Annotated in this window: 16 protein-coding genes; 11 read left to right on the top strand and 5 right to left on the bottom strand. The window is 42.2% G+C overall.

What is annotated here, in order from left to right; translation table 11 throughout:
- The first annotated feature begins 69 nt into the window (after positions 1-69).
- The 6 genes from ispF (at position 70) to argH (ending at position 6,889) form a co-directional block, all read left to right on the top strand.
- Positions 70-552, top strand: a complete 483-nt coding sequence (gene ispF, locus G1O98_RS29440; RefSeq protein ID WP_163935629.1) for a 2-C-methyl-D-erythritol 2,4-cyclodiphosphate synthase — start codon at positions 70-72, stop codon at positions 550-552.
- Between the two features lie 5 nt (positions 553-557).
- On the top strand, positions 558-2,357 hold the full coding sequence (locus G1O98_RS29435; protein WP_163935627.1) for an ABC transporter substrate-binding protein: 1,800 nt from the start codon (positions 558-560) through the stop codon (positions 2,355-2,357).
- A gap of 100 nt (positions 2,358-2,457) precedes the next feature.
- Positions 2,458-4,242: an ABC transporter substrate-binding protein gene (locus tag G1O98_RS29430; protein WP_163935624.1), complete on the top strand. Its 1,785-nt coding sequence runs from the start codon at positions 2,458-2,460 to the stop codon at positions 4,240-4,242.
- 51 nt (positions 4,243-4,293) lie between these two features.
- Complete coding sequence (gene larB / locus G1O98_RS29425) at positions 4,294-5,082, top strand: nickel pincer cofactor biosynthesis protein LarB (RefSeq protein WP_163935621.1); 789 nt, start codon at positions 4,294-4,296, stop codon at positions 5,080-5,082.
- A 106-nt stretch (positions 5,083-5,188) separates the two neighbouring features.
- Positions 5,189-5,398 carry a hypothetical protein gene (locus G1O98_RS29420; protein ID WP_163935618.1) on the top strand — a complete coding sequence of 70 codons (210 nt, stop codon included), beginning with the start codon at positions 5,189-5,191 and terminating at the stop codon, positions 5,396-5,398.
- Between the two features lie 105 nt (positions 5,399-5,503).
- Positions 5,504-6,889 (top strand): argininosuccinate lyase, encoded by a 1,386-nt coding sequence (argH, locus tag G1O98_RS29415; protein WP_163935615.1) that lies wholly within the window; start codon positions 5,504-5,506, stop codon positions 6,887-6,889.
- Between the two features lie 311 nt (positions 6,890-7,200).
- Here argH and G1O98_RS38830 read toward each other — a convergent pair whose 3' ends face one another.
- Positions 7,201-7,368 (bottom strand): hypothetical protein, encoded by a 168-nt coding sequence (locus G1O98_RS38830; protein WP_012412073.1) that lies wholly within the window; start codon positions 7,366-7,368, stop codon positions 7,201-7,203.
- A gap of 522 nt (positions 7,369-7,890) precedes the next feature.
- Positions 7,891-8,496 (bottom strand): PEP-CTERM sorting domain-containing protein, encoded by a 606-nt coding sequence (locus tag G1O98_RS29410; RefSeq protein ID WP_163935612.1) that lies wholly within the window; start codon positions 8,494-8,496, stop codon positions 7,891-7,893.
- Between the two features lie 445 nt (positions 8,497-8,941).
- Here G1O98_RS29410 and G1O98_RS29405 point away from each other — a divergent pair, with 445 nt between their 5' ends.
- Positions 8,942-9,436 carry an NUDIX hydrolase gene (locus G1O98_RS29405; protein WP_114084487.1) on the top strand — a complete coding sequence of 165 codons (495 nt, stop codon included), beginning with the start codon at positions 8,942-8,944 and terminating at the stop codon, positions 9,434-9,436.
- Positions 9,437-9,659: 223 nt separating this feature from the next.
- Complete coding sequence (locus G1O98_RS29400; protein WP_163935609.1) at positions 9,660-10,472, top strand: alpha/beta hydrolase; 813 nt, start codon at positions 9,660-9,662, stop codon at positions 10,470-10,472.
- Between the two features lie 133 nt (positions 10,473-10,605).
- On the opposite strand, the gene G1O98_RS29395 is transcribed toward G1O98_RS29400, so the two are convergent.
- Positions 10,606-11,415, bottom strand: coding sequence for a pantothenate kinase (locus G1O98_RS29395; RefSeq protein ID WP_163935605.1), 810 nt, complete (start codon positions 11,413-11,415; stop codon positions 10,606-10,608).
- A gap of 109 nt (positions 11,416-11,524) precedes the next feature.
- On the opposite strand from G1O98_RS29395, the gene G1O98_RS29390 reads away from it, so the two are divergent.
- From G1O98_RS29390 to G1O98_RS29380, 3 genes are all read left to right on the top strand, one after another.
- On the top strand, positions 11,525-13,249 hold the full coding sequence (locus tag G1O98_RS29390; RefSeq protein ID WP_163935602.1) for a diflavin flavoprotein: 1,725 nt from the start codon (positions 11,525-11,527) through the stop codon (positions 13,247-13,249).
- A 147-nt stretch (positions 13,250-13,396) separates the two neighbouring features.
- Positions 13,397-15,109 (top strand): diflavin flavoprotein, encoded by a 1,713-nt coding sequence (locus G1O98_RS29385; RefSeq protein ID WP_114084491.1) that lies wholly within the window; start codon positions 13,397-13,399, stop codon positions 15,107-15,109.
- 154 nt (positions 15,110-15,263) lie between these two features.
- Positions 15,264-15,509, top strand: a complete 246-nt coding sequence (locus tag G1O98_RS29380) for a hypothetical protein (RefSeq protein WP_163935599.1) — start codon at positions 15,264-15,266, stop codon at positions 15,507-15,509.
- 197 nt (positions 15,510-15,706) lie between these two features.
- Here the strand turns inward: G1O98_RS29380 and G1O98_RS29375 are convergent, their stop codons facing one another.
- Together G1O98_RS29375 and G1O98_RS29370 are read right to left on the bottom strand one after the other, a co-directional pair.
- Positions 15,707-16,033, bottom strand: a complete 327-nt coding sequence (locus G1O98_RS29375) for an RNA-binding protein (RefSeq protein ID WP_163935596.1) — start codon at positions 16,031-16,033, stop codon at positions 15,707-15,709.
- 204 nt (positions 16,034-16,237) lie between these two features.
- Positions 16,238-16,405, bottom strand: coding sequence for a hypothetical protein (locus G1O98_RS29370; protein ID WP_163935593.1), 168 nt, complete (start codon positions 16,403-16,405; stop codon positions 16,238-16,240).
- Positions 16,406-16,547: the final 142 nt, after the last annotated feature.

Genomic DNA, 16,547 nt, shown 5'->3' with positions numbered 1-16,547 from the left:
GGGGAGCAGGGGAGCAGGGGGAGAATAATTATTTCTAACTCCTAACGAATGACAAATGACAAATGACAAATGACAAAAATTCGTATTGGTAACGGCTACGATATCCATCGATTAGTGAGCGATCGCGCTTTGATTTTGGGTGGAATTCAAATTCCTCATGAACTGGGTTTATTAGGACACAGTGACGCTGATGTATTAACGCACGCGATTATGGATGCCATGCTTGGGGCATTATCTTTGGGGGATATTGGTCATTATTTTCCGCCGAGCGATCCCAAATGGGCGGGAGCAGATAGTTTAGTACTATTAACTCAAGTACATCAACTGATTCGGGATCAAGGCTGGCAGATAGGAAATATTGACTCGGTGATAGTAGCAGAACGTCCCAAATTAAAGCCGCATATTCATACTATGCGCGACAAGCTAGCGGCGATTTTAGAATTAGAACCAAATCAAATTGGCATCAAAGCTACCACTAACGAAAAATTAGGCCCCGTTGGACGGGAGGAAGGTATATCTGCTTATGCTGTTGTCTTGCTTTTGAAAGAATAAAAATTATGAAATATTCGACAATTTTTCACATAATTAAGCGTTTTTGCTTACCAATAATTCTGGCTTCAGCAACAGCAATTACAGTTACCGCCTGCAATCCATCTAACTTTAAAACCGCAGCTGCACAAGTTCCCCAGTTAGTTGTTTCTACTACGAGTGATCCTAAAACCTTTAACTACGCCCTCATCCAAGAATCTCCCAATATTGCTGGTTTCACTTATGAGGCATTAGCGACTCAAAACGGAATAACTAAAGAAATTGAGCCAGCTTTGGCTGAATCTTGGGAAATTTCCCCAGACAAACTGCGGTTTATCTTTACCTTGCGAGAAGGATTGAAGTGGTCGGATGGTAAGCCATTAACAGCCGATGATGTCGTTTTCTCTTTTAATGACATCTACATGAACAAGCGCATTCCCACTTATATCCAAGATGCTCTCCGCATTGGGAGCAGTAAGACTTTTCTGAAAGTCCGCAAAGTCGATGAACGCCGAGTAGAATTTATTCTGCCAGAACCGTTTGCTCCTTTCTTGCGATCGATTGCAGCAGGGGTAGGAATACTACCAGAACACGCCCTGCGTGCAGCAGTAAAAGCCAAAAACTCTGACGGTAAGCCTGTGTTTATGTCCACTTGGGGAACCGACACAGACCCCAAAAAAATTATTGTTAATGGCCCTTACGGAATCGAGAGTTATTCAACCAATCAACGCTTAACATTTCGGCGCAATCCTTACTACTGGCGCAAAAAAGATGCACAAGGAAAACCACTGCCATATATTGAGCGTGTAATTTGGCAAATTGTGGAATCGCCTGATACAGCTTTGCTGCAATTTCGTTCTGGAGGGTTAGATTTACTAGAAATTGGCCCTGGAAATTTTCAATTGCTTAAGCGTCAAGAAAAGCGGGGTAACTTTACTATTAAAAATGCCGGGCCTGACTCTGGGACAAGTTTTATAACTTTCAACCTCAACAAAGGTAGTCGCAATGGCAAGCCTGTTGTAGATCCCATTAAGTCACGCTTTTTTAACAACGTTGCTTTTAGACAGGCTGTCGCCTACGCTATTGATCGCCAAACGATGATCAACAACACTTTGCGGGGATTGGGTGAACCACAAGACTCTCCAATTTCTGTTCCCAGTCCCTATTATTTATCTCCAAAAGAAGGTTTAAAAACTTATGATTATAATCCAGAAAAAGCTAAACAAATTTTATTAGAAGCAGGATTTAAATATGATGATAAAGGTCAACTGTTAGACGCGGATGGTAATCGAGTCCGCTTCACAATGATGGCTGTTGCTGGTAATAGACCGACAATTACACCGAAAATCCAACAGGATCTCGGCAAGATAGGCATTAAAGTTGATTTACAATTTCTTGACTTCAGTATTATCGGAGAAAAAATTTCTAACACCCTAGATTGGGAATGTTGGTATGGAGCCATCACTGGTGGTATTGAACCGCAAGATGGTTTCAATGTCTGGTCTGTAGAAGGTAACTTTCATGTATTTAATCAAAAAGCTCAAGCCGGACAATCCCCAACAGTAGGTTGGAAAGCTACCGATTGGGAGCAGAAAATTGAAGACCTCTACATCCAAGGGGCAAGAGAATTTGATGAAACAAAACGCAAGGCTATCTATGCAGAAACCCAACAACTATCACAAGAGTATCTGCCTTTTATTCACCTATTCAATTCCCTCGCTTTAGTAGCCGTGCGTAATACCATTGAGAACGTAAAATACTCAGCGATAGGAAGTTACAATTGGAATATTTATGAACTCAAAGTAGTAGAAACTAAAAAAGCTAGTTAATTTTCATGTGTTATCAAAAATAAACTTCATCATATCAGATTCACTTAAAGACTTATAAGACCTGTAGGTTGGGTTGATGAACTATTTGTGCATTAAAAGTATGAAATTTTTTAGCAAAATATTTCTGGTAATTAAACGTTTTTGGTTGCCAATAATTCTGACTTCAGCAACAGCACTTACACTTATCGCCTGCAACCCCACTAACTTCAAAAGTGTAGCTGCTCAAGTGCCGCAATTGGTAAGTGCCATTCTCAGTGACCCTAAAACTTTTAATTATCCTCTCAGTCAGGAGGTTCCGAATGTTTTTCCTCTAATTTATGAAGGATTAACTACAGAAAACCCGATAACTGGTAAAATCGAGCCTTCTTTAGCGGAATCATGGGAAATTTCTGATGACAAATTGCGGTTTGTTTTTACCCTACGCCAGGGATTGAAATGGTCTGATGGGAAGCCTTTAACAGCAGATGATGTAGTATTTACCTTCAACGAAATTTATCTTAACGAAGCGATTCCCGCAGATGCTAGAGATGTGCTACGGATTGGTGAAAGTCGGGCATTGCCAAAGGTACGAAAAATCGATGCTCAACGAATTGAATTTACGACTCCAGAACCATTTGCACCGTTCTTAGGAGCTTTAGGACTGCCAATTTTACCTGCCCATACTCTAGAACCATTTGTCAAGACAAAAGACCAAGAGGGTAAGCCAATATTTTTGTCAAAATGGGGCGTTGATACTCCTCCAGATCAAATTATTGTTAATGGCCCTTACAAGTTAGAGCGCTACGATACAAGTCAGCGTGTAGTATTTAGGCGCAACCCCTACTATTGGCGCAAAGGGTCCAAAGGAGAATCCCAACCTTATATTGAACGGATTGTGTGGGAAATTGTGGAATCAACAGATACCTCCTTGCTGCAATTTCGTTCTGGCGGGTTAGATACTGTGGGAGTCTCACCAGATTATTTTTCTTTGCTAAAGGTGCAAGAAGAACAGGGGAATTTCAAAATTTTCAATGGTGGCCCAGCAACAGGTACGACGTTTGTTTTCTTTAATTTAAATAAAGGTAAAAGGGATGGAAAACCCCTGGTTGATCCAATAAAATCGCGTTGGTTTAATACTGTAGAATTTCGACAGGCAGTAGCATACGCGATTGACCGACAAACAATGATTAACAATACTTTTCGGGGTTTGGGTAAACCACAAAATTCACCCATTTCCGTGCAAAGTCCTTATTATCTGTCGCCTGAACAAGGACTAAAAGTTTATACCTACAATACAGAAAAGGCGAAAGAACTGTTACTAAAAGCAGGATTCAAATATAACGACAAGAACCAATTAATAGATGCTCAAGGAAACCGTGTCCGCTTCTCATTGCTCACCAATGCTGGTAACAAAATCCGCGAAGCAATTGGGTCGCAGATTAAACAAGACCTGAGTAAAATTGGTATTCAAGTTGATTTCACACCTCTGGCATGGAATACTTACACAGATAAGCTGTCAAACTCATTAGATTGGGAAGTTTCTATGCTGGGTTTGACTGGTGGTTTAGAACCAAATGATGGGGCTAATGTCTGGTCGCCCGAAGGTGGATTGCACATGTTTAATCAGAAACCCCAAGCAGGACAAAAACCGATTCAAGGTTGGGAAGTGGCTCCTTGGGAAGCAGAAATTGCTAAGTTATACATTCAAGGGGCAAGGGAATTAGACACAACCAAGCGAAAAGAAATTTATGCAGAAACCCAGCGAATTACTCAAGAGAATTTACCTTTTATTTACTTAGTTAACGCTTTGTCAATGTCAGCAGTGCGTAATCGCTTTGAAGGTATTCAATACTCTGCACTGGGTGGTGCATTCTGGAACATTCATGAAATAAAAGTAACGGATTAATCATTAGTTATTAGTCAGTGGTTAGTGGCAAGAATAAAGGAAAAAGGACTAATGACAGATGAAAAAACCTTGCGATCGCTACTCGTTGCGGTTGCCAATGGTAAAGTTACCCCAGATACGGCATTAGACTCACTCAAAGACTTAACTTATGAATCTGTAGGTGAGTTTGCCAAAATTGACCATCATCGCCAGCTAAGAACTGGTTTCCCAGAGGTGATTTGGGGCCCTGGTAAAACACCTGATCAAATTGCTCAAATTATCGAGGTAATGCGCCTCCGCAACCCGGTAGTGATGGCGACTCGCATTGAACCAGCAGTTTATACCGTACTGCAATCAAAAGTTAGCGGTTTGCGATATTACGATTCGGCGCGAATTTGTGCGATCGCTCCTCCTAAGATCGAACCACTATTTGCGGGTGAAATTGCCATTCTTTCTGCTGGTACTGCCGATTTAGCCGTTGCTGAAGAAGCAGCTATCACTGCTGAACTTTCTGGTTTCCGGGTACAGCGTCTCTGGGATGTTGGCGTTGCCGGAATTCACCGTTTATTAAGTAACCGCCACCTGATTGAGTCAGCATCGGTGTTGATTGTCGTGGCAGGGATGGAAGGCGCTTTACCCAGCGTTGTCGCTGGTTTAGCGAGTTGTCCTGTGATTGCCGTACCCACCAGCATCGGCTATGGTGCGAGTTTTGGCGGGTTAGCACCTTTATTGACAATGCTTAACTCTTGTGCGGCGGGAGTAGGTGTAGTAAATATCGATAATGGTTTTGGTGCAGCAGTTTTGGCGGGGCAAATTTTGCGAACTGCCGAGAAATTGCGGTTGGCATCGGCTGGATCTTGAGTTAAGACTTTAAAGTTACACCCAATATTTCAGTACGTTATCAGTAATTTATCTGAAAAATAAACTGATCTGAAATTTGCCACCCTCAACCTCTTAATCACCAAATATGAGCCATCTCAGCGATTTGACATCTCAGTTATATTGGCATTTGCCTGCAAATTTGACAGCACTACTAGCACAAACAATTACCGATCCAGACCTGATGGGTCAGATTCAAAAATCTTGGAGCCACTTTATACAAACAGGTCAAGTGTGGGCATTGTTGATTGGTTTAGTCATTGGCTATATGATTCGGAATTTAACTAGCTACGGTTAAATTTAAAAGTTAGGAGTTGAAAGTGAGGAGTGAGAAGTTATGGGAGTTAAAAACTCATAACTCCTCACTCTTAACTCTTAACTCTCCCCCACTCTCTTGATATTTATGACCAAAGAACAAACTTGGAGCCAGAGGTTTGAATCAGCCCTGCATCCCGCGATCGCTCGTTTTAATGCCAGTATAGGTTTTGATATTGAATTAATAGAATACGATCTGACTGGTTCTCAAGCCCATGCCAAAATGCTAGCTCACACGGGCATTATCTCCTCAGAAGAAGGTGAACAACTGGTTGCAGGTTTAGAAGAAATTCGCCAAGAGTACGGCCAAGGTAGATTTCAGCCTGGTGTTGATGCAGAAGATGTACATTTTGCAGTTGAAAAACGACTGACAGAAATTGTTGGTGATGTGGGTAAAAAGCTGCATACAGCGCGATCGCGTAATGACCAAGTTGGTACTGATACTAGACTCTACCTCCGCGACCAAATCCAGCAAATCAAAAGCGAATTGCGAGAATTTCAAGGTGTTCTACTGGATATAGCTGAAAAGCATGTTGAAACTTTGATCCCAGGCTATACCCATCTCCAACGCGCTCAACCTGTGAGTTTAGCTCACCACCTCTTGGCATACTTTCAAATGGCACAACGCGACTGGGAACGCTTAGGAGATGTTTCTCGCCGCGTCAATATCTCACCTTTGGGGTGTGGTGCTTTAGCGGGAACTACTTTCCCTATTGATCGCCACTACACAGCCAAACTATTAGATTTTGACGATATTTATGCTAACAGTCTTGATGGAGTGAGCGATCGCGATTTTGCGATCGAATTCTTGTGTGCTGCTAGCTTGATTATGGTTCACCTCAGCCGCCTTGCAGAAGAAGTCATTCTTTGGTCATCTGAAGAATTTCGTTTTGTCACCCTCAAAGATAGTTGTGCAACAGGTTCCAGTATCATGCCTCAAAAGAAAAACCCCGATGTCCCAGAACTCGTGCGGGGGAAAACAGGGCGTGTATTTGGTCATCTCCAGGCAATGCTGGTGATTATGAAAGGGCTACCTCTGGCATATAACAAAGACCTGCAAGAAGATAAAGAAGGTCTATTTGATAGCGTTAACACAGTCAAAGCATCTCTAGAAGCAATGACGATTTTGCTCAGAGAAGGCTTAGAATTTCGTACCCAGCGTCTAGCAGAAGCCGTAACCGAAGATTTTTCCAACGCTACCGATGTAGCAGATTATCTTGCAGCACGGGGCGTTCCTTTCCGGGAAGCTTACAACCTCGTGGGTAAGGTAGTAAAAACTAGTATTGCCGCAGGTAAACTCCTGAAAGATTTGGATTTGGAAGAGTGGCAACAACTACATCCGGCATTTGCAGCAGATATTTATGAGGCGATATCCCCCCGTCAAGTTGTAGCAGCCCGCAACAGTCACGGTGGTACTGGCTTTGTACAGGTTAGCAAAGCACTCATAGCTGCTCGCGCTCAAATCGATCAATAAGGGAATGGGGAATGGGGAATGGGAAGGTAGGGGGAGCAGAGGGAATTATTGAATAAGTCTCCTCTCTCTTCCTTGTTTCTTCTTCATGCCCAATTCCCAATGCCCAATTCCCAATGCCCAATTCCCAATACAGTTCAGATAAGACCAAAAAACACTTGTAGAGACGGCGATTTATCGCGTCTCAAAACCCACGATTTTGTACAAGTAGCGCTTTGAACCGTATTGCCCCATAACCAAAAATAAATAAGGGCGTACAAATGTGCGCCCTAAACAATAAATAATCTATATAAAAAAGGATTTAAGCAGACAGCTTAGTCAGTGTCAGCTGCTGTTGCTGCGCCTTCTTCTTCTTCACTCTTGGGTGGTCTTTGTTGGAACCTTCTCTGCATTCTTCCTGTCGTAGTTCGTTTACGAAACTTTCTGGCATACGCCTGGTTCCGTAGCGCCTTTTCTTTTTTCGGGTTACGGCGCTTGGCCATGTTCACCTCATTAAATAAACAACAAAAGAGTAGCAACTAGGCATCACGTAGGCAATATTAGCTACCAATGTTATTGATATACTTGTAGCCTAGTGCAGCAATCAATACGCTTTAAACAGTGTACTAGTCTACCGCGTTTTACCTTGTTTTGTCAATAACAATTTAGAATTATCCCCACCAGCTAGACAAAAAATACATTTTCTTAGATGCAAATACATCAAAAATATGTAAATTAGCTAACTAGTTATTCTTGCAAAAAGCCAATGAAGAAGCTATCTCAATACTGCTCTGAGTCAGACTTTTTACACAAAGAATTTGGCTGAGGTAAAAAATAACTGGGCTTGGGTTAAAGGTTTTTTCTTTCCCCTTTTCCCATTAACGAAGCAGTATTGGAAGCTATCCTACTAATAAAATTCAGTATTTGCTAAACTTCAACTTCATTTATTCAACGCAAATGCAATAGGTACAAGCGAAATTGACCGTTTTTCCCTATTCGTGCAACAAAGCCTTTTATTGATGGTTTTAGGAAACTTTTTCAAGCTTCTTATCAGTTAATTTAGATGGCTTATTACGTTTGAGTGCTGAAGGGACACCAATAATAGCGAGGGCAAATAAGCTAAGGATAGAGGTGGGTTCAGGTACGGTGATTATGCTTGCAGAAAAACTGATGGGTAACTCACTATCTTCCGTCCCCAAATTTTCAAAACCTGGTGTCAGTGGTGGAACAGAAAAAACTTCTAAATAACTTGGCGTTGGCAAAAAACTAGCGAAAAATGGACTAGAATAGTTTCCCCCCGATGTAGAATAACCAAAACCATCACCTGTTAACTGCTGAGTATTAAGACTAATTAAATTGTCAACATTAAAAGGTTCGTTTCCTGGTATAGGAGTGCCTACAGGTTGCAGACCAGTAATTGTTTCACCATTTCGTGTACCAGTAATTCCCAAAATCTGATAAAAACCCAAATCGTCAGGGGTGTTATCAGTGGTAAAAGTACCAATCGCCTCTATACCAGTACCAGAATAATTCCAATTCCAAGCTAAAGCAGAGGCGGCTTGCATTGTACCGAAAACCAATCCAGATGTGGTGGTGAGGGCTATGGCAGATAGTAGAGCTAGATTTTTCATTGGGTTGTTTGTGCGATCGCTTTTAGCACACCAAAGGTAATCGCAGTTTTTGTAAAGGATTTTCGTATATTAAGCTTAATTAGCAAGAATTTGGTGGCAATCTCCAATAGCACTTAATTGCCTCTTTAGAATTCAGAATTTAGACATACTTATTCAGATTAATTTTTTGAAAGTGTCTTGAAAAATATTAATGATAGCTGGTTTGAGCAAAGCTAATGTTATTTATAAACTGAAAAGTCTTCTAACTTAACAAATGGTATGTATATATAAATACAGTGCTTCTATTGAAAGTTAATGTTAAGATTAATGATATTCTACGTAAATCGTGAGAATAAAATCTCAAACCACAAACATTTTTGTATAAAACAAAACTCGACGAAATTTTATGAGTTGAGTTGATGTAAGTGGTAGAGAAATATAGAATACAACATATCAATTTTGAAGATTGAACGTTATTGCTTTTTTTCCGGCAGCTGTCCAGTCCACACGTAGCTTATGGCGTATTGGACAAACAGTATTGGGTATTATATTTCGTCATCCCATTACTGGTACTAGTATCATCCCAATTTTACCTGATGGTCGGATAGTACTGATCCGACGGCGTGATGATGGTCTTTGGGCATTGCCTGGAGGCATGGTCGATTGGGGAGAAGATATTCCCAACACAGTCCGCCGGGAATTGATCGAAGAAACCGGGCTAGAATTGGTGAAAATCAACCGTTTGGTAGGAGTTTACTCTGCACCAGACCGCGATCCCAGAATCCATTCAATTTGTATTGCGGTTGAAGCCGAGGTGCATGGGACAATGGAGATTCAAGATACTTTGGAAGTTATGGAAATCCAAGCTTTTTCTCCCAATTTGCTACCTTCAGGACAGATGTCTCACGACCATACTAGGCAGTTGCAAGACTACTTAAATGGCTTGACAACACTGGCATAACAATATTTTGTTATTAGTCATTGGTCATTTGCCGCCAAAGTTCTGATTTAAGGAAGCTTCTCTACGAGAGGCTGCGCCCTAAGCGTAGCTATGCCGCAGGCTTTACGAGATGCTACGCTAACGGTTCAGACTTCTCTGTTTATAATTTGCCCAAAACTAATGACAAATGACTAATGACAAATGAATATTTATTATGGTGCTAAAAGTTAACTACTAAATTAAAATGAATACACTATTCCGTAACTCCCGGATAAAGCTCTCTCAAGGGCTTGTATTCTGGCGTGAAATTGGTGAAAAAACTCCTATAATTTTTTTACATGGTACTTGGAATGAAAGCAGTCAATGGTTATCTGTGATGGAGTCCCTTGCACAAGATTTCCATTGCTTTGCACCTGATTTGTTAGGGTTTGGTGAGTCAGAGAATCCTAATATCCACCATTCGATAGATTTGCAAGTAGAGTGTTTAGCTGAATTTCTGCAAGCTGTCAAACTAGAAAAAGTATATTTAGTAGGACATTCTCTTGGGGGTTGGATTGCTGCTAGTTATGCTTTAAAGTATCCTGAGAAAATCGATGGTTTGGTACTGCTTGCACCAGAGGGCGTAGAGATAGCAGGACAGGAAGAGTATTGCCGGAAGATGCGGCGATTATTGAATTATCCACCACTAATAGTTAAATTGTTGCGATCGCTAACTCCCTTAACTAAAATCTTGGGTTGGCATGAAAAAATTGCCCAAGACTTGCAGTTGCGTCAGTCGCTATTGCCTTATCCCAGAGGTTGCCAGTTACTTTTCAAACGGCGACAGATAGAAATTGAAGCGGAATTAGTGCAAAAGCGGCTTTATATGATAGATGTGTCGGTTTTTATTTTACAAGGTGGGCAAGATACACCAGATGCTTTGGCCAAGAGTCGTGTTTATGCTCAACTGATGCCAAAAGTTGAGTTGAAAATGATTTCCCATGCCGGAAATGATTTACCGGAATCTTGCGCTGGGGTTGTAGCACTTGAGATTCGGGAGTTTATTAAAGGAAATTAGTAATTACAGATATCTATAAAATAAGGTTTATTTATATTAATTAAATAAACATCAGGGTCAATATAATCGCTAGCTCTTAAAACTGAAATTTTCATTTTTTGGTGCTGCGAAATACTTAATTTATTCAGTTGCCTTAATCACCCATTACTATTTCCTGCATTCCCCAAAAAATTAAATTGGGTTCTACAAGCAAACGTGCTGTAATTTCAGGATATAAGGCTTGTAGATAGTTTAGTAGTAAAGTGCGATCGCCCCCTTTAATCGCAATTTTGCCATCAGGAAATAATTGCAACCATGCCTCAATAAAGTCTTTAATTCCAGCTAATATTGTATAAAATACTCCACTCTGAATAGCCTCTATAGTGTTGATGGCAAAACGTGGTGGTAGAGATGGAAAATTTTGCATTTCCACTAATGGTAATTGTCCTGTTTGTTGACCGAGAGTTGCAAATTGTAAGCCCAATCCCGGCAAAATTGCACCTCCAACTAGACACTCATTAGCATCCGCAGCCGTAAAAGTTAGCGCTGTCCCAGCATCAATCACCAACATTGGAAAACCCCAAATTTCCCCCGCTCCCCACAAAGCTAAAGCGCGGTCAATTCCTAGTGTGGAATAAACACTTTTTAGCGGTACTTGGTCTAATGTAATAACATGAGTATTTGGGTAAGTTTGCCAAATAGCAGTTTGACCCGGAACTACGGAGGCGACGAAAACAGGGCAGAGGGGCAGAGTGTTTGTTAGAGATTTAAATTCGGGGAAAATTTTCTCTAGTAAATCATTCAGGGTTTGACATTCAGCCAACTGTTGTATAACAGACTCAGGAAGATAGTCAGTATCCCACGCTGAGTAAAGCGTCTCGTCAATAAATAACGCCCAATGTAGCCGAGAGTTCCCAATTTCCAACGCTAGCCAAATTTCCTCTCTGTACTTCTGCGGTTTCACACTTTTAACTTTTTTAAGTCAGCCATAGATTTTTTAATAAAAATTAACATTCATCACGTGTCACAATAAAAGAAGAGGAACAAATACTCATTGTGTCAAGGAGGGAGTTATGGTAGCGCTCACCGAAAAAACAGAAAAACGGCTCACCATACAGACTGTGGAAATCGCTCAAGAGACGACGGCAATTCGCTCTTTAGACTGGGATCGCGATCGCTTCGATATTGAGTTTGGTTTGCAAAACGGTACTACTTATAACTCGTTTCTCATCCGTGGGGAGCAGACTGCTTTAGTTGATACCTCCCACGAAAAGTTTCGTCAACTATATTTTGATACGCTCACCGGACTAATCAACCCAACAGATATTGATTATTTGATTATCAGCCATACTGAGCCAGACCATAGCGGTTTGGTTAAAGACTTGTTGCTTGTGGCTCCAGAAATTACCGTTGTCGGTTCTAAGGTGGCGATTCAGTTTCTTGAGGATTTTGTACATCAGCCATTCAAGCGGCGGATTGTGAAAAATGGCGATCGCTTGGATTTGGGCAATGGTCATGAATTTGAATTCGTGATTGCCCCAAATTTACATTGGCCAGATACCATTTTCAGCTTCGACCACAAAACCAAAACTCTCTACACCTGCGACGCTTTTGGGCTGCACTATTGCTCAGATAGCACCTTTGATGAAGATTTGGCAGTGATCGAAGAAGACTTTCATTACTACTACGATTGCTTGATGGGGCCAAATGCCCGATCGGTTTTGTCTGCCCTGAAGCGGATGGGGGAACTTAAAACCATCGATATGATTGCCACAGGACACGGCCCATTATTATCTCACAATGTTGAGGAACTAGTTGGACGTTACCGCACTTGGAGTCAAACCCAAGCCAAGCCAGAAACGGTAATTGGAATATTTTATGTTTCCGAATACGGATATAGCGATCGCCTCGCGCAAGCAATTGCCAACGGTATCGGTAAAACCGGTGTCGCCGTGGAAATTGTCGATTTGGGATCTGAAGTCGATTTACAAGAACTGCGGGAATTGGTTAGCCGTTGTGCAGGGCTAATTGTTGGTCTACCTCCGGCTTCTGGTGCTGCGAGCATCCAATCTGCACTCAGCACAGTTTTAGGATCTGCCAAAGAAAAGCAAGCTATCGGTGTGTTTGAAAGTGGCGGTGGCGATGATGAGCCGATAGATCCTTTAGTGAGTAAATTCCGCAATTTGGGTTTGATAACAGTTTTTCCAGCGATTCGGATTAAACAAACGCCTACAGAAAATACCTACAAGCTTTGTGAAGAAGCGGGTACAGATTTAGCTCAATGGGTAACACGCGATCGCAGCATCAAAGCGATGAAATCTCTGGGTGCTGACTTAGATAAAGCACTGGGTAGGCTCAGTGGCGGACTGTATATTATTACTGCCAAAAAAGGCGATGTATCCAGTGCCATGTTAGCCTCCTGGGTTGCTCAAGCCAGCTTCAAACCCTTGGGATTTTCCATTGCAGTCGCCAAAGATCGGGCAATTGAATCACTCATGCAAGTAGGCGATCGCTTTGTTCTCAACGTTTTAGAAGAAGGCAATTTCCAACCACTTATGAAGCACTTTTTGAAACGGTTCGCCCCTGGTGCTGATCGTTTTGAAGGAGTAAGAACCCAGCCAGCCGAAAATGGTGCGCCCATCCTCAACGATGCCCTCGCCTACATGGAGTGCGAAGTCGTCAGTAGAATGGATTGCGGCGACCATTGGGCAGTATACAGCAACGTCTACGCCGGACGAGTTTCTAAACCCGATGCTTTAACTGCTGTGCATCACCGCAAAGTCGGAAATCACTATTAAAGAAGGTACTGGGGACTAGGGATTGGGAATTAGGTATCAAGAATTAGATATTGAAGATTGAATATTAAGTATTGAGAATAACTTTCCCAGTCCCCAATCCTCAGTCCCCAATCCCCAATCCCCAATCACCTATTCCCCAATAAAGCCATGTCAAAAAATAAACCTCGTGATGTTCAAGTTTATCCAATAGCTACAGATACAAGAATACTGCGATCGCGCAGTTGGTCAAGGCTCAGATTTGAAATTGAATATGCCCTTGCCAAGGGTACAACTGCTAATTCTTATTTAATTGAAAGCGATAAAAATGCCATCATTGACCCTCCAGGGGAAACGTTTACAGAAATTTATTTAGAAGCCTTACAGCAGCGTTTCCATCTCGAAGATTTAGATTATGTAATTTTGGGACATGTCAACCCTAACCGCGCTGCAACTTTAAAAGCTTTGTTAGCAATTGCTCCACAAATCACTTTTGTTTGTTCTAATCCAGGGGCGATAAATTTACGTGCGGCGCTGGAAAATCCAGATTTGCAAATTCTGGTTATGCGGGGCGAAGAAACTCTAGATTTGGGTAACGGGCATAATTTACAATTTATTCCCACCCCTAACCCTCGCTATGCAGATCAACTCTGCACCTACGATCCGCAAACAGAAATTCTCTACACAGATAAGTTATTTGGGGCGCACGTTTGTGGAGATCAGGTATTTGATGAAGGCTGGGAAGTATATAACGAAGATCGACGCTATTATTTTGATTGCCTCATGGCTCCCCACGCCCGTCAAGTAGAAACAGCGTTGGAAAAACTAGCCGATTTCCCCGTGAGAATGTATGCCAATGGACACGGGCCTTTGGTACGCTATGGCTTAATCGAACTGACCAAATCTTATCGAGAATGGAGTCAACAGCAAACTTCTGCTGACTTGACAGTGGCGTTAATTTATGCGTCAGCTTATGGAAATACAGCAACCTTAGCCCAAGCGATCGCTCGTGGGATTACAAAAGCTGGCGTTGCTGTAGAATCGATTAACTGCGAATTTACTGAACCAGAAGAAATCCGGGCGGCTGTAGAAAAAGCCGGTGGTTTCATCATGGGTTCTCCAACTCTCGGCGGTCATGCACCTACACCCGTGCAAACAGCTTTAGGAATTGTGCTATCCACCGCGACTAATAATAAACTTGCGGGTGTTTTTGGTTCCTTTGGCTGGAGTGGGGAAGCAGTTGATTTAATTGAGGGAAAATTAAAAGATGCTGGTTATCGGTTTGGTTTTGACACCATCCGCGTGAAATTTAAACCCGACGATGCCACCTTACAATTGTGTGAAGAAGCCGGAACCGACTTTGCCCAAGCACTGAAGAAAGCTAGAAAAGTGCGATCGCCAAGTCAACCTGCTACTACTGTAGAACAAGCAGTTGGTCGTATAGTTGGTTCTCTGTGCGTTTTGACTGCCAAAGAAGGCGATCGCTCTAGTGCCATGTTAGCCTCTTGGGTAGCTCAAGCTAGCTTTAATCCGCCTGGTTTAACCATAGCCGTCGCTAAAGAACGGGCAGTAGAAACACTGACCCATACAGGAAACAAATTTGTCCTCAATATTCTTAAAGAAGGGAATCATTTGGGGTTGATGAAGCACTTCCTCAAACCCTTTGGCCCAGGACAAGATAGATTTGCGGATGTCGCCGCCCAAGAAGCTGAAAACGGTTCTCCCATACTTGCAGATGCCTTGGCATATCTGGAATGTTCTGTACAAAATCGGATGGAATCTGGCGACCATTGGCTAGTTTATGCCACTGTCGAGAATGGCAAATTGTTAGATAATGATGGCATCACAGCCGTTCATCATCGCAAGTCGGCAACTCATTATTAATTGGGAATGGGGCATGGGGCATGGGGCATTAGTTATTAATTCTTCTCCCTCACCTCTACTTCATCGGTTCTGGTGGTAAACCAAGCTTGGCGCGAAATTCCTTGCTGTACTTACATTCACGTCTGCATAGCTACTCGAAAGGAACGTGAAGATTATGAACGAAACACCTTTTGAACAATCGCAAAATTCTGACGACGAGCTTCAGGCTGAGTATCGCTTCGATTATCAAAAAGCAAAGCCTAATCGCTTCACTGCCCGTAGTGGAACGCAACAATTAACAGTTGTGGTCTTAGATGAAGATGTGGCTCAGGTTTTCACTACACCAGAAGCGGTCAATAAAGTGTTAAGGGCGTTGATTGAGTCGATGCCAAAAACTGCAAATGGTGAGCCAGCCTCATGACCTCGTTGTTTTATTGGGCGATCGCAAGCCGTCTTATCAAAGGTATAATTAACTCCAGCAATAGGTTGGGTTGAAACAAGTGAAACCCAATCCTACGCAGGTTAAGGTTTTTATAGCTAACTGAACCGGAATAAAAAAGGCTCAAGCATTTCTGCCTGAGCCTTTTCTAGATTAAACTAAATGGTTTTCGCCTGAGTTTAGTAGCGACCACCGCCACCACCACGGTTGTAGCCACCGCCACCACCGCCACGATTACCACCACCAAAAGAACCACCTCTGTCTTCTCTGGGCTTGGCCTTATTCACTTTAAGGTCACGACCCATCCATTCAGCACCATCAAGGGATTCAATGGCTTTAGTTTCTTCGTCTTCTGAACTCATTTCCACGAAAGCAAAACCGCGTAAACGGCCTGTTTCACGGTCAGTAGGTAGCTGAACGCGCTTTACAGAACCATATTCTGCAAAAACAGTACTCAGCGCATCTTGTGTAACTTCATAGGAGAGGTTACCAACGTAAATTGACATTAAATGTCTCCAAAATCATAAGTTTGTAGAGATTTAGATTTCGGAGAGAAGTCTGTAATACCAAAAGGGAAAAGCCTGTCAATACTAAAATCAAACACTGTCGCCGAATTAATTCTCATTTCACCTCCCATTTTTACATAGCGACTAACTTTCTGGGGGAAAGTTTGAAAAACTGTTATAAAAAGTTATATTGCAAGTTGATAGCTAGGTGCTAGGTAGTTCCAAAACGGGTGAGACTATAGCCAGCCGCACCCGATAAAAAAAGGGGGAAAGGGGAAAGGGGAAAGGGATGAACAGGTCGCGCCACTTGCGGGCGAGGTTTTTACCTAATTCCCCTTTTCTTTCAAGGGTAGGTATTTTGTATTTGGTCATTTTTTGCCTATTTCAGCCGATGCTTAAATCCTGAAACGACCAAACCACGTTAAACAATTGAGAATTTTCTCAACTATTTTTGAGATTCTAAAAAACCTACCCTTGTGAGCTTCCCCTTTCCCCTTTCCCCTTTCCCTTTCCC

This window comes from Nostoc sp. UIC 10630, assembly GCF_010747425.1.
Taxonomy (GTDB): domain Bacteria; phylum Cyanobacteriota; class Cyanobacteriia; order Cyanobacteriales; family Nostocaceae; genus Nostoc.
Note: the sequence above shows the minus strand (reverse complement) of the source record. Positions and strands in the feature narration are given on the sequence as shown.